This is a genomic window from Methylobacterium sp. Leaf117, assembly GCF_001422985.1.
Classification (GTDB): domain Bacteria; phylum Pseudomonadota; class Alphaproteobacteria; order Rhizobiales; family Beijerinckiaceae; genus Methylobacterium.
The window spans coordinates 64,841-77,101 of sequence record NZ_LMNL01000034.1; the positions used below are offsets into that span (position 1 = coordinate 64,841).

The 12,261-nt window shown below is 70.3% G+C and carries 10 protein-coding genes; 2 read left to right on the top strand and 8 right to left on the bottom strand.

Annotated elements, in window-relative coordinates; translation table 11 throughout:
* The first annotated feature begins 68 nt into the window (after positions 1–68).
* Both ASF57_RS14820 and ASF57_RS14825 read left to right on the top strand, forming a co-directional pair.
* Positions 69–692, top strand: a complete 624-nt coding sequence (locus ASF57_RS14820; protein WP_056484747.1) for a response regulator — start codon at positions 69–71, stop codon at positions 690–692.
* Between the two features lie 140 nt (positions 693–832).
* A complete protein-coding gene (locus tag ASF57_RS14825) occupies positions 833–1,771 on the top strand; it encodes a pirin family protein (protein WP_056182149.1) in 939 nt (312 codons plus the stop codon).
* Between the two features lie 16 nt (positions 1,772–1,787).
* Here ASF57_RS14825 and ggt read toward each other — a convergent pair whose 3' ends face one another.
* From ggt to ASF57_RS14865, 8 genes are all read right to left on the bottom strand, one after another.
* On the bottom strand, positions 1,788–3,365 hold the full coding sequence (gene ggt, locus ASF57_RS14830) for a gamma-glutamyltransferase (protein ID WP_056484749.1): 1,578 nt from the start codon (positions 3,363–3,365) through the stop codon (positions 1,788–1,790).
* Positions 3,366–3,385: 20 nt separating this feature from the next.
* Positions 3,386–4,315, bottom strand: a complete 930-nt coding sequence (locus tag ASF57_RS14835; RefSeq protein ID WP_056484751.1) for an ATP-binding cassette domain-containing protein — start codon at positions 4,313–4,315, stop codon at positions 3,386–3,388.
* A complete protein-coding gene (locus tag ASF57_RS14840) occupies positions 4,312–5,355 on the bottom strand; it encodes an ABC transporter ATP-binding protein (RefSeq protein WP_244476953.1) in 1,044 nt (347 codons plus the stop codon). The genes ASF57_RS14835 and ASF57_RS14840 overlap by 4 nt, the downstream gene beginning before the upstream one ends.
* A 2-nt stretch (positions 5,356–5,357) precedes the next feature.
* Complete coding sequence (locus tag ASF57_RS14845; RefSeq protein ID WP_056484753.1) at positions 5,358–6,266, bottom strand: ABC transporter permease; 909 nt, start codon at positions 6,264–6,266, stop codon at positions 5,358–5,360.
* A 331-nt stretch (positions 6,267–6,597) separates the two neighbouring features.
* Positions 6,598–7,542, bottom strand: coding sequence for an ABC transporter permease (locus ASF57_RS14850; protein WP_056484755.1), 945 nt, complete (start codon positions 7,540–7,542; stop codon positions 6,598–6,600).
* A gap of 16 nt (positions 7,543–7,558) precedes the next feature.
* On the bottom strand, positions 7,559–9,064 hold the full coding sequence (locus ASF57_RS14855) for an ABC transporter substrate-binding protein (RefSeq protein ID WP_056484757.1): 1,506 nt from the start codon (positions 9,062–9,064) through the stop codon (positions 7,559–7,561).
* 406 nt (positions 9,065–9,470) lie between these two features.
* Positions 9,471–11,090: a gamma-glutamyltransferase family protein gene (locus tag ASF57_RS14860; protein WP_056484759.1), complete on the bottom strand. Its 1,620-nt coding sequence runs from the start codon at positions 11,088–11,090 to the stop codon at positions 9,471–9,473.
* A gap of 146 nt (positions 11,091–11,236) precedes the next feature.
* The gene (locus ASF57_RS14865; RefSeq protein ID WP_056484760.1) at positions 11,237–12,253 is read right to left on the bottom strand and encodes an EthD domain-containing protein; all 1,017 of its coding nucleotides are present in this window, start codon (positions 12,251–12,253) and stop codon (positions 11,237–11,239) included.
* Positions 12,254–12,261 lie beyond the last annotated feature (8 nt).

A 12,261-nucleotide genomic window follows, 5' to 3' on the forward strand; every position in this document is an offset into this window, starting at 1 on the left:
CCAGGTTTCGCGCGACGGTGGTCCGTATCTTGTGTACGTGAGAGACTGTATTCGCGCTCTCATGCAAGATGACCGAAGCAACCGTTCATATCGTCGACGATGATCCAGCGTTGCGCGGCGCGCTCATCCGGTTGTGCCGCTCGGCCGGTCTCGCCGCGGTGGGCTACGGCGATGCGGCCGCCCTCGTGGCGGCTCCGGCCCGGAGCGGCCCCGCCTGCATCCTTCTCGATGTGCGCCTCGCCGACGAGAACGGCCTGAGCGTGCAGGAAGCTTTGCGCGCGGCGGGCAGCACCGTGCCGGTCATCTTCCTGACCGGCTACGGCACCATCCCGATGACGGTGCGGGCCATGCGCGGCGGTGCCGTCGAGTTCCTGACCAAGCCCGTGATGGCCGACGTGCTGCTCGACGCGGTCCAGCGGGCGCTGGCGGCCGACGCGGCCGCCCTCGACGCGCGCCGGACCCGGGACGCGCTGTCGGAGCGCTTCTCATCCCTCACGCCGCGCGAGCAGGCGGTGATGGGTTGCGCCATCGGCGGCCTGATGAACAAGCAGATCGCCGCCGAACTGGGGATCACCGAGATCACCGCGAAGGTCCACAAGCGGCGGGTAATGGAGAAGATGCAGGCCCGCTCGCTGGCGGACCTCGTGCGCATGGCCGATCAGATCGGCTTCGCGGCGACGCGCCAGCGCTGAGGCGGCCGTGCTGAGGCGACTGTCCGGCTTGCGGCGCAGAAGCAAACCACGCCGGTATTCTTCAATCGTGGCCCTTGCGACGGCCGTCACATGCCGATGATCCGTCGCCACGCGGGGATCGCCCCGCAGGAGGATGTCGAATGAGCTGGCACAGTGCAGACGATCCGATTCCGGGCGACCGCTTCACCTGCGACGCGATCAAGACCCTGATCGTGCCGCGCTCGCGGGATCTCGGCTCCTTCGCGGTGCGGCGCGCCCTGCCGTCGACCGAGTGCCGGATGGTCGGCCCGTTCATCTTCTTCGACCAGATGGGCCCGTCCGAGTTCCTGCTCGGCCAGGGCATGGACGTGCGGCCCCACCCGCATATCGGCCTCTCGACGGTGACCTACCTGTTCGAGGGCGAGATCATGCATCGGGACAGCCTCGGCACCGAATTGCCGATCCGCCCGGGCGAGCTGAACTGGATGACGGCCGGTCGCGGCATCACCCATTCGGAGCGCACCGGCGCGGACCTGCGCCGGACCGGCTCGACCCTGTTCGGCCTCCAGAGCTGGGTGGCACTGAGCGGCAGGGACGAGGAGACCGCGCCCGCCTTCGCGCATTACGAGGCCGAGGCGCTGCCGATCCTCAGCGGCGAGGGCAAGACCGTCCGGTTGATCGCCGGCGAGGCCTTCGGCGCGAAATCCCCGGTGCGGACCTCGAGCCCGATGGTCTATGCCGACGTGATGCTGGAGGCCGGCGCGGTGCTGCCCCTCGACCCGACCTACGACGAGCGCGCGATCTACACGGTCTCGGGCGCCATCGCGATCGCCGGGGACGGGTTCGGCCCGGGCCAGCTCCTGGTGTTCCGGCCGGGCGACCGGATCAGCGTACGGGCGACGGAAGCCTCCCGTTTCATGGTGCTGGGCGGCGAGCCGATGGACGGCCCGCGCCACCTCTGGTGGAACTTCGTCTCTTCGCGACCCGAACGGATCGAGCAGGCCAAGGAGGATTGGCGCCAGGCCCGCTTCGACACCGTCCCGGGCGAGTCCGAGTTCATCCCCCTGCCCGAGCAGCCGGCCCCGGTGCGCTACCCGTGAGCCGGCCTCCCGCGCCTCAGTAGCCGAGGGCGCAGCCGTCCTTGCGCGGGTCGGAGCCGGCGGCGCGGATGCCCGTCTGCGGGTCGATCCAGATGATCTGGCCGCCGCCGATGGGGACCGGGGCCGGCACGGTGACATGGCCGCGGGCCGCCAGCGCCTCGGCGAGCCCGGCCTCGAAGCCGCCCTCCAGCTCGATGCCGCCGCCATAGGCGAAGCTGCGGGGCGCATCGAGGGCTTCCTGCACGTCGAGGCCCCGGTCGATGATGCCGGTGAGCAGCTCGACATGACCCATGGCCTGGTAGTGCCCGCCCATCACGCCGAAGGGCGCCACCACGGCGCCGTCGCGCATCAGCATGCCGGGGATGATGGTGTGCATCGGGCGCTTGCGCGGCGCGATGGTGTTGGGGTGTCCGGGCTCGACCCGGAACGAGAAGCCGCGATTGTGCAGCAGCACGCCGCTCTCCGGCGCGGTGATGCCGCTGCCGAAGCCCTGGAAGATCGAGTTGATCAGCGAGATCGCGTTGCCGTCGCGGTCGACCACGCAGAGATAGACCGTGTCGGTGTGCCGGATCTCCGGCCACAGCACCGGCTCCTGCGCCCGGGTCATGTCGATGGCGCCATGCGCCCGCGCCTGCCAGGCCTGGGACAGCAGGTGCTCCACCGGCACGGCGTTGACCACGGGATCGGCGAAGAGCGCGTCGCGGTGGTGGTAGGCCTGCTTGCAGGCCTCGGCGAAGAGATGGACCCGGTCGACCTCGGACAGGGCGCCGACGTCGTATTGCGACAGCACGTTCAGCATCATCAGGGCGGCCAACCCCTGGCCGCTCGGAGGACACTCGTAGACGTCGTAGCCGCGGTAGCGGGTCGCGATCGGCGTCACGTATTCGGGCGCGGCGCCGGCGAGATCCTCGAGCGTGTGCAGGCCGCCGAGGGCGCGCAGACGCGCCACCATGTCCTCCGCCACCGGTCCCTCATAGAAGCCGGACGCGCCGTGCTCGGCGATGCGCCGCAGGGTGGCGGCGAGCTTGGGGTGGCGCATGGTGGTGCCGACCGTCGGCGCCTCGCCGTCGATCAGGTAGGCGGCGGCCGAGCCGGGATCGGCCCGCAGCTTGTCGCGGTTGCGGGCCCAGTCATAGGCGACGCGCGGCTGGACCGCGTAGCCCTCCTCGGCGTAGCGGATCGCCGGCTGCAACAGTTCGCTCAAGCTGCGGGTGCCGTGGTCGGCGAGCAGCCGCGCCCAGGCCGCGACAGCGCCCGGCACGGTGACGGCGTGCGGCGAGGTCGCCGTGATGGCGACCTCGTTCGCCACGTACCAGGCATCGTGCGCGGCGGCCGGGCTGCGGCCGGAGCCGTTCAGCGTGATCGGGACGGCCGTCCCCTTCGGGGCGTAGAGCGCGAAGCAATCGCCGCCGATGCCCGTCATGGCCGGCTCGACCACGCCCTGCACCGCCACCGCCGCGATGGCGGCGTCGACGGCGTTGCCGCCGGCCTTCAGGATCTCGATGGCGGCCAGCGAGGCGAGCGGGTGCGAGGTCGCGACTGCGGCCTCCTGGGCATAGACGGGCGAGCGCCCCGGCTTCGAGAAGTCTCTCACGGCGATCGATCCTTGAAGGGTCAGGAATAGCGGGTGTCGGCGACCCAGTGGCCGGGCGCGACCTCGACCAGGCCGCCCGTGGCGTTCGGGTCGGCAGGCGGCAGGAGCGAGGCCGCGCGCAGGCGAGCGCGCTCCTCCACCGGGTTCGGCACCGGCACCGCGCTGAGCAGGCGCCGGGTATAGGGGTGGCGCGGGTCCTCGTAGAGGGCGTCGGCCTCGGCCATCTCGACGATGCGGCCGTGCCACAGCACGGCGACGCGCTGGCACAGGTAGCGCACCATGCGCAGGTCGTGGGAGATGAACAGGTACGAGATGCCGAGCTCGTCCTGGAGGTCCTGCAGCAGGTTGACGACCTGGGCCTGGATCGAGACGTCGAGGGCGGCGATCGGCTCGTCGGCGACGATGAAGCTGGGTTTCAGCGCGATGGCGCGGGCGATGCAGATGCGCTGGCGCTGCCCGCCGGAGAACTGGTGCGGGTAGCGCCGGGCGAAGCGCGGATCGAGCCCGACCCGGGCGAGCAGGCCCTCGACCTCGTCGCGGCGCTCGGCCCGTGCCATGGCCGGACGGTGGAGCTTGAACGGCTCGGCCACGTAGTCGCCGATGCTCATGCGCGGGTTGAGCGCGGCGTAAGGGTCCTGGAACACCATCTGGATGCGGGCGCGCATCCGGCGCATCTCGCCGGCGGAGAGCTTGGCCAGATCCGTACCCTCGAAGGCGACGGTGCCGGCGCTCGGCGGATTGAGCATGGTGACGGCGCGGCCGATGGTGGATTTGCCCGAGCCGGATTCGCCGACCAGCCCCAGGGTCTCGCCGGGCCGGATGTCGAAGCTGACATTCTCCACCGCCCGGAACACCGAGCCCTTGCCGCCCCACCAGCTGCGGAGCGGGTAATGCTTGCTGAGATTCCGCACCGAGAGCAGCGGATAGCGATCGACCGGTTCGGGCGTCATCGGGCGGAGCCCTCGGCGGCGAGTAGCGCCGGCAGGTCGTACCAGGCGGCGACGAGGTGGCCGGGCGCGGCCCCCGGCGCCTGGGCGAGCGGGGGCGCCTCGTGCAGACAGCGCGGGGTGGCGTAGGCGTTGCGGGCCGCGAAGGGATCGCCCGTCGGCGGATGGCGCATGTCGGGGGGCGCACCCTCGATCTGGTGCAGGCGCCGGCGTCCGGCCCGGCCGCGCGTGAGGTCCGGCAGCGAGCGCAGGAGTCCCAGCGTATAGGCGCTGCGCGGATCGCGAAACATGGCGTCCACGGGGCCGCGCTCGAGGATGCGGCCGGCATACATCACCTGAACGGTGTCGGCGATGCCCGCCACCACGCCGAGATCGTGGGTGATCCAGATGATCGCCATGCCGATCTCACGCTTCAGTTCCTGCACCAGGGCGATGATCTCGGCCTGTACGGTGACGTCGAGGGCGGTCGTCGCCTCGTCGGCGATGAGGAGCTTCGGGCGGCACGACAACCCAATGGCGATCATCACCCGCTGGCGCTGGCCGCCGGAGAATTCATGCGGGTACTGGTCGAGGCGCGCGCCGGCATTCGGGATGCGCACGAGGTCGAGGAGGTCCCGGGCGCGTGCGCGGGCCGCCCGCCCGTCGAGCCCGAGATGGATGCGCAGGGGCTCGATGATCTGCGCCGCCACGGTCATGCCCGGGTTGAGCGAACTCATCGGGTCCTGGAACACGAAGCCGATCTGGCCGCCCCGGACCTTTCGCAGGGCCTTCTCCGGAAGACTGAGCAGGTCGCGGCCCTCGAACAGCACCTGCCCGCCGGTGATCCGGCCGGGCGGGCGCGGGATCAGCCCGAGCATGGCCAGCACGTGGACGCTCTTGCCGGACCCGGATTCGCCCACGATGCCGAGGGTCTCGCCCTCCTTAAGCGCGTAGGACACGCCGTTGACCGCGTGGACCGCGCCGCCCTCGCTGTCGAAGGCGACGCCGAGGTCACGCACGTCCAGCAAGGTCTTCGGGCTGTCTTGAACCATCGCCTGCGCCATCGTCAGGTCCTCTGCCTTGGGTCGAGGGCATCGCGCAGGCCGTCGCCCAGGAGGTTGAAGGCCAGCACCGCGAGGAAGATCGAGGCCCCGGGCCAGATCGCCATCCAGGGCGCCTGCTCGAGGAAGTTCTTGGCGACGTTGAGCATCGAGCCCCAGGACGGCTCGGGCGGCTGCTGGCCGAGGCCCAGGAACGACAGGCTGGCCTCGGCGATGATCGCCGCCGCGATGGTCAGGGTCGCCTGGACCAGGATCGCCGGCACGATGTTGGGCACGATGTGGCGGAGCGCGATGCGCCAGGGCGGGTTGCCGACGGCGCGGGCCGCCTCCACGAACTCCTCCGCCGCCACGGCCTGCACCTGCGCCCGGGTCAGGCGCACGAAGGTCGAGGTCGCCGACAGGCCGATCGCCACCATGGCGTTGGTCAGGCTCGGGCCGAGGAAGGCCGCGAGCGCGATGGCGAGGATCAGGAACGGGATCGCCAGGAGCGCGTCGGTCAGGCGCATGATCAGCATGTCGACCACGCCGCCGGCATAGCCCGCGATCAACCCGAACGGCAGGCCCAGAGCCACCGCGAGCGCCACCGAGGTCAGGCCCGCCCCGAGCGAGGCGCGTGCCCCGAAAACGATGCGCGACAGCACGTCGTGCCCGACCTCGTCGGTGCCGAACGGATGCGCCCAGCTCGGCGCCGAGCGGATCGCGCCCCAGTCGGTGGCGATGGGATCGTAGGGCGCGACCCAATCGGCGAAGATCGCCATCAGGATCAGCGCCACCACGATGACGAGGCCCACCATGGCGGTGCGACGCGCGGCGAGGCGCGCCCAGAATTCACGGACCGGGCCGGGTTCGGCGCGGAGCACCGGCGCGGATGCCGGCAGGGCGACGCCGGTGAGAGCGAGGGCGGCTTTGGTCATGGGGCCTCCCTGTGGACGCGGTTCCACCGGCCCCCTTTCCGCGATGGCATCGCGATCGCAGATGCCGCGACGCTGTCATTCCGCGGCGCCGCAGGCGACCCCGGACCCGAAGGGGCGCGCCAGCGGCGTGCAATCCAGAGCCGGCACCCGTGTAACGTCCGGCAGAACCTGTGTTTCTGGATCCCGGGCTCGGCTGCGCGGCCCCGGGATGACGCCGTGCTGCATGAGGTCTCCCCGGACGACCCCGCACAGAGGCGATCACGCTGCCCGAATCGGAAGTCACCCGCGTGTGAATGCGAGACATGCCGATGCAGTGGAAAAGCCGCCATGCTCACGCGCGCCTCAGCTTCGGATTGACGAAGGCGGCCAGAAGGTCCGCCGCGAGGTTGAGCAGGACGTAGGTGGTGGCGGTGCAGATCACGACGCCCTGCACGGTGGCGTAGTCGCGGTTGAACACCGCATCGACCATCAGCTTGCCGAAGCCCGGCACCGAGAACACCTGCTCGGTGAGCACCGCACCGGAGAGGAGCTGCCCGAATTCGAGGGCGCCCAGGGTGATGATCGGGATCGCCGCGTTGGGCAGGGCGTGGCGCAGGATCAGGCGCAGCGGCGAGACGCCCTTGGCCCGGGCGGTGCGGACGTAGTCCGATCCCAGCACGCCGAGCATCGCCGCGCGGGTGTGGCGCATCATCACCGCCGCGATGGCGTTGCCGAGCACGAAGGCCGGCATCGCCATGGCGCGCAGGTTCTCGGACAGGCTCTCGAAGGGCGAGACGTAGCCCGAGGCGGGAAGCCAGCCGAGCTGCACCGAGAACAGCAGGATCATCAGGATGCCGAGCCAGAAATTCGGCACCGACAGACCCCAGAGGGCGATGCCGTTGGCGAGGGTGTCGGCGGCCTGCCCCCGCTTCACCGCCGACAGGATGCCCATCGGCACGCCGATCGCGAGCGCCACCAGCATGGCGAGGCAGGCGAGTTCGAGGGTGACGGGCAGCTTCTCCACGACGAGATCGAGCACCGGCTTCTGCAGGCGGATCGACTCGCCGAGATCACCCTGCAGCACGCCGCCGGCCCAGAGGGCGTAGCGCACCGGCAGGGGCTGATCGAGGTGGTACTTCTGCCGGATGAAGGCGATGACCTCGGGGTCGCGCTCTTCACCGGACAGGGCCGTCGCGGTGTCGCCCGGCAGCAATTGCTGCAGGGTGAAGATGATCATCGAGGCGATCACCAGGGTGGGGATCGCGAGCGCCAGGCGCTGGACGAGGAAGCGCAGCATCGGCCGGGCCCCCGCCTCAGTTCAGCGTGAGGCCGGTGAAGCGCACGAGGCCGTCGGGATAGGGCGTGAAGCCGGTGAGCTTGGTGCTGTAGGCCCAGAACAGCTTGCGGTGGAACAGGTAGATCAGCGGCCGGTCGGCCATCACCCGGTCGGCGAGGTGCTTCCAGGCCTCGGCGCGCTGGCCGGGATCGACCGTGGCACGCTCGGCCGCGAGCGCGGCGTCCGCTTCCGGGTTGCAGTAGCGGGCGTAGTTCAGCGGCGTCTTGCAGGCGAGGAAGCTGAAGGTGTTGCCGTCCGGATCGGGCCGGCCGCTCCACGAATAGAGGTAGGCGTCGAAATTGCCCTTGTCGGCGGCGTCCAGCGCCGTGGTGAAATCGGTGGCCTGGAGCTTCACGTCGAAGCCGGCCTCGCGGGTCATCGCCTGGATGACCTGGCCCACCTGGGGCGCCTCGTTGTTGGCGTAGACCGTCAGGGTCACGCTCGGCTTCGGCACGCCGGCCTCCGCCAGCAGGGCTTTCGCCTTGGCCACATCCCGCTTGGGTATCGGATAGGCCGGAACGTAGGCCGGGTGCTTGGGCGAGACCCACTGGTTGCCGGGCAGGAACTCGCCGCTGAACACCACCTGGTTGAGGGCGTTGCGGTCGATGGCGAGGTCGAAGGCGGCGCGCACGCGCGGGTCGGCGATGGCCGAGCCGGCCCTGTTCGGGTTGAACACGATGGACTGGAAGCCGAGCTCGATGGTCGAGCCGACCTTGAGCTTCGGGTCGCGGCTCACCTGCGGCAGGTCGGTGGGCGTCAGGCGCTCCAGCAGGTCGAGCTGGCCGGCGCGAAGGTTGGTCAGCCGCACGGTGCCGTCGGGAATCGGCCGGAACTCGATGCGCTGCAGGTGGATCTGGTCCTTGTTCCAGTAATCGGCAAAGCGCTCGACCACGATCCGGTCCTGCGGCACCCGCTCGACGAACTTGAACGGCCCGGCGCAGACCGGCGCCGTCGAGAACTTGTCGCCCAGGCGTTCGGCGGCCTTGGGCGAGACCATCATGCCGGCCCGGTCGGTGAACTGCGCCATCAGGGGCGCGAACGGCGTCTTGAGGAAGATCTTGAAGGTCAGGTCGTCCACGACCTCGACCCGGTCGATCGGCGCGATCTCGCCGCGCCGCTGCGAGCCGGGCAGCTTCATGTGCCGCTCGAGGCTGTACTTCGCCGCGGCCGCGTCGAGCTTCTCGCCGTCATGGAACAGCACCCCCGGCCGCAGGGTCATGGTGAGGGTCTTCTGGTCGTCCGACAGGCTCCAGCCGGTGGCGAGCTGCGGCACCGGCTTCAGGTCGGGGCCGATATCCACGAGCTTGTCGCACAACGCCGCGAAGACCATGCGGCCGGCGAAGGTGCGGGCCAGCGTCGGGTCGAGGGCGTCCGGGTCCTCCATCAGGCCGAAGCGCAGGGTCTGGGCCTGCGACGTCCCGACGAGACCAGGAGACAGCGTGGCAATGCCCGCAACGAGACCGGCAGCGAACAGACGCAGCATCAAGCTTCCTTCAGAACAGGGATCGGTCCGGATCGCAGAGCCGCCGCACGGGAGGGCCGATCGGCGCGAGCCGGGAAGACGTTCGAAAGTGCATACATTATCCGTGCCAGAGGAGCGCTTGGCAACGGCTGGGACGCCGGGAGGCGGCGTTCGGATGTGGGAGGCGCAAGCAATCAGGGTCGCCTGCCTGAAGCAGCCAAGGCTATTCGTAGCTGTGACGCACCGTCATTCCGAGTCGCCGGAGGCGAGCCCGGAATCCAGAGCCGCCGGACAGCGCCCAACCGTGCGATCCCGATGGATCCGGATCCTGGGCTCCGCTTCGCGGCCCCAGGATGACATTCCGGGTGATGACATTCCGGGTGATGACATTCCGGGTCTTGCCGGAGACTCAAGCGTTCTTCACGCTTCACCACACCGCCACCTGTCCGTCGCGGCGGGGATCGCTGGCGCCGACATAGCCCTCGGTGCCGGGGTCGCCCATGCGCCAGATGAACTGGCCGGCGCCAAAATCCTGGTAGCTGTCCTGGATCACGTCGACCCGGTGGCCGCGCGCCTGCAGGCCCTGCAGGGTCGCGGCCGGCATGGTCGATTCCGCGTTGATCTCCAGGCCGGCGTTGAAGCGCCAGCGCGGGGCGTCGCAGGCGGCCTGCGGGTTCTGGTGGTGGTCGATCATCCGCACCAGGGTCTGCAGGTGGCCCTGAGGCTGCATGTTGCCGCCCATCACGCCGAAGCTCATCACCGGGGCGCCGGCTTTCGTGAGGAAGCCCGGGATGATGGTGTGGAAGGGGCGCTTGCCGGGCGCCACCCCGTTCGGGCTGCGCGGGTCGAGCACGAAGCCGTAGCCGCGGTTCTGCAGCGACAGGCCCCATTCGGGCACCACCACGCCGGAGCCGAAGCCCATGAAGTTCGACTGGATGAAGCTCACCATCATGCCGGATTCATCGGCCGCGGTGAGGTAGATGGTGCCGCCACGGACCGGATTGCCGGCGCCGAAATACTGGGCCCGGCGCGGATCGATCAGCTTGGCGCGCGACGCCAGATAGGCGGGGTCGAGCATCGCCTCCGGGGTCACCTCCATGGTGCGCGCGTCGGCGACGTAGCGGTAGGTATCGGCGAAAGCGAGCTTCATCGCCTCGATCTGGAGGTGCTGCGCCTCGGGTCCGTCCACCGCGAGGCCGGCGAGGTCGAAGGATTCGAGAATGCCGAGGGCGATCTGGGCGGCGATGCCCTGCCCGTTCGGCGGGATCTCGTGCAGGGTGTAGCCGTGATAGTCCTTGGCCGTCGGCGTCACCCATTCGGGCCGGAAGGCAGCGAGATCCGCCACCGTCATGGCGCCGCCATGAGCCGCGGCGTGGCGCGCCATGGCCTCGGCGATCTCGCCCTCGTAGAAGGCGCGCCCCTTCGTCTCGGCGACGGCCCGCAGCGTCCGGGCGATGCCCGGCAGAGTGACGCGCTCGCCCACATGCGGGGCGCGGCCGTGGGGCAGGAAGGTCTCGGCGAAGCCGGGCTGGCTCACGAGATCGGCGACCTTCGCGGCGGCCGCCCATTTCTGCTGCACCACCACCGGGGCCAGATAGCCGCGCTCGGCGATCTCGATGGCGGGCTGGAGCAGGTCCCCGAAGGGCAGCTTTCCGAAGCGCTCGCTCAAGGCGACCCAGGCGGCGACGGCGCCCGGCACCGTGACGGAATCCCAGCCCCGCATCGGCGGCCGCTCGGCCGCCCCGTATTTCCGGGTGAAGTAGTCGGCGGTCCAGGCGGCGGGCGCCCCGCCCGAGGCGTTGAGTCCGTGCAGCGCCTTGCCGTCCCACAGGATGCAGAAGGCATCCGAGCCGAGACCGTTGCTGCACGGCTCGGTGATGGTCTTGGCCGCCGCCGTGGCGATGGCGGCATCGACGGCGTTGCCGCCCTGCCACAGCATGCGGATGCCGGCCTGGGCCGCCAGCGCGTGCGAGGTCGAAACCATGTTGCGGCCGAAGATCGGCATCCGCACGGTGGGATAGCCGGTGGTCCAGTCGAACGGCGTCATCGGGTCGGGGTCTCGCGCATCGGAGGGTGTCCGCTGAGTGTGGAGACAAACGCCGGGGCCGCCAAGTCGCCAAATCGGCGTGCAAGTCGAAGAATGGGCGAAGGGACGGAGCAGCAAGGTGAGGGAGCCGCCCCGGCCGGTCGCCCTCAGCGTTCCGTCGCCCGTTCCGGCATCAGGCGGTTGATGACGCTGTAGTTGATCGCCGTCCAGAACTCGGACGTCTCCGGATCGGCGATCGCGTTCTCCGCCGCCTCGATCACGGCATGGTCGGCCGTCACCAGGAAGTCTTCGACGTCGTTCAGCGAATCGAAGGACAGGACCGAGATGCCGTCGATCTTCGAGCCCTCGGGATCGGCCTGGGTCGCGCCGAACGGATGGAGCTGGGCGTAGCGGCGGACATACTGCGCGGTCGCGCCCTGCGCGCGGACGAGGTCGGCCTGCGCGTGCAGCCACGCCTCCTGGAACGCGGCGCGCGACAGGTGCGGCCGGCGCCGGTGGATCTTCACGAGGCTGACGGGATCGCGGTGACGCGCGCTCGGGATCAGGATGTATTCCCGCGCCACTTCGCGGGTCACCATGCGGAAGGCGGTCCGCTCGTCGGCGACGATGCGCTCGGCATATTGCTCCTGGCCGAGCACGGCCGCGATGTCGTCCTCGTCCGCGTAGGCGATGTAGGCGAAGCCGTCGAAGCTCGGGCGCCGGTAGGCCGGGACCCGCGCCGCCGGATCGGGCACCAGCTTGCCCACTCCGTCCACCATCGCCCGGTAGGGTGGCCGGAAGCCGGAGGACGGCCCCGAGGCGACGCGGTGGACCTGATCGTAGCGCACCACCCGGTCGTTCCGCGTGCCGGGCTCCGCATAGGCGAATTTCGGCCCGTGCACCTTGCGCCAGTATTCGTCCCAATGCTCGAAGGCGAGGTTGGGGTCGGGCTCCAGCGCCACCGCCTCGGGATGGCGCGCGGGCCGCATCACGGGCCGGCCGTCGCGGCCGACATTCGCGCCGTCGTCGCGCGGGCGCCGGGATGGCGAGGTGTCGTCGCTGCGCGAGACGAAGGTCGGCGTCACGATCAGCGGCTTGGTGGTGGAGCGGACCGCCTCCCCGTGGGGCGGCCGCTGCAGCATGTCCGAGCGGGCGAGGTCGGGGGTTCCGGCGGGATCGGTCATCGGGGCTC

What these genes read in the sequence shown, in the direction of transcription:
- ASF57_RS14820 (WP_056484747.1), top strand. Translation starts at nt 69, where the DNA reads ATGACCGAAGCAACCGTTCATATCGTCGACGATGATCCAGCGTTGCGC.
- ASF57_RS14825 (WP_056182149.1), top strand. Translation starts at nt 833, where the DNA reads ATGAGCTGGCACAGTGCAGACGATCCGATTCCGGGCGACCGCTTCACC.
- ASF57_RS14835 (WP_056484751.1), bottom strand. Translation starts at nt 4,315, where the DNA reads ATGACGCCCGAACCGGTCGATCGCTATCCGCTGCTCTCGGTGCGGAAT.
- ASF57_RS14840 (WP_244476953.1), bottom strand. Translation starts at nt 5,355, where the DNA reads ATGGCGCAGGCGATGGTTCAAGACAGCCCGAAGACCTTGCTGGACGTG.
- ASF57_RS14845 (WP_056484753.1), bottom strand. Translation starts at nt 6,266, where the DNA reads ATGACCAAAGCCGCCCTCGCTCTCACCGGCGTCGCCCTGCCGGCATCC.
- ASF57_RS14850 (WP_056484755.1), bottom strand. Translation starts at nt 7,542, where the DNA reads ATGCTGCGCTTCCTCGTCCAGCGCCTGGCGCTCGCGATCCCCACCCTG.
- ASF57_RS14855 (WP_056484757.1), bottom strand. Translation starts at nt 9,064, where the DNA reads ATGCTGCGTCTGTTCGCTGCCGGTCTCGTTGCGGGCATTGCCACGCTG.
- ASF57_RS14860 (WP_056484759.1), bottom strand. Translation starts at nt 11,090, where the DNA reads ATGACGCCGTTCGACTGGACCACCGGCTATCCCACCGTGCGGATGCCG.
- ASF57_RS14865 (WP_056484760.1), bottom strand. Translation starts at nt 12,253, where the DNA reads ATGACCGATCCCGCCGGAACCCCCGACCTCGCCCGCTCGGACATGCTG.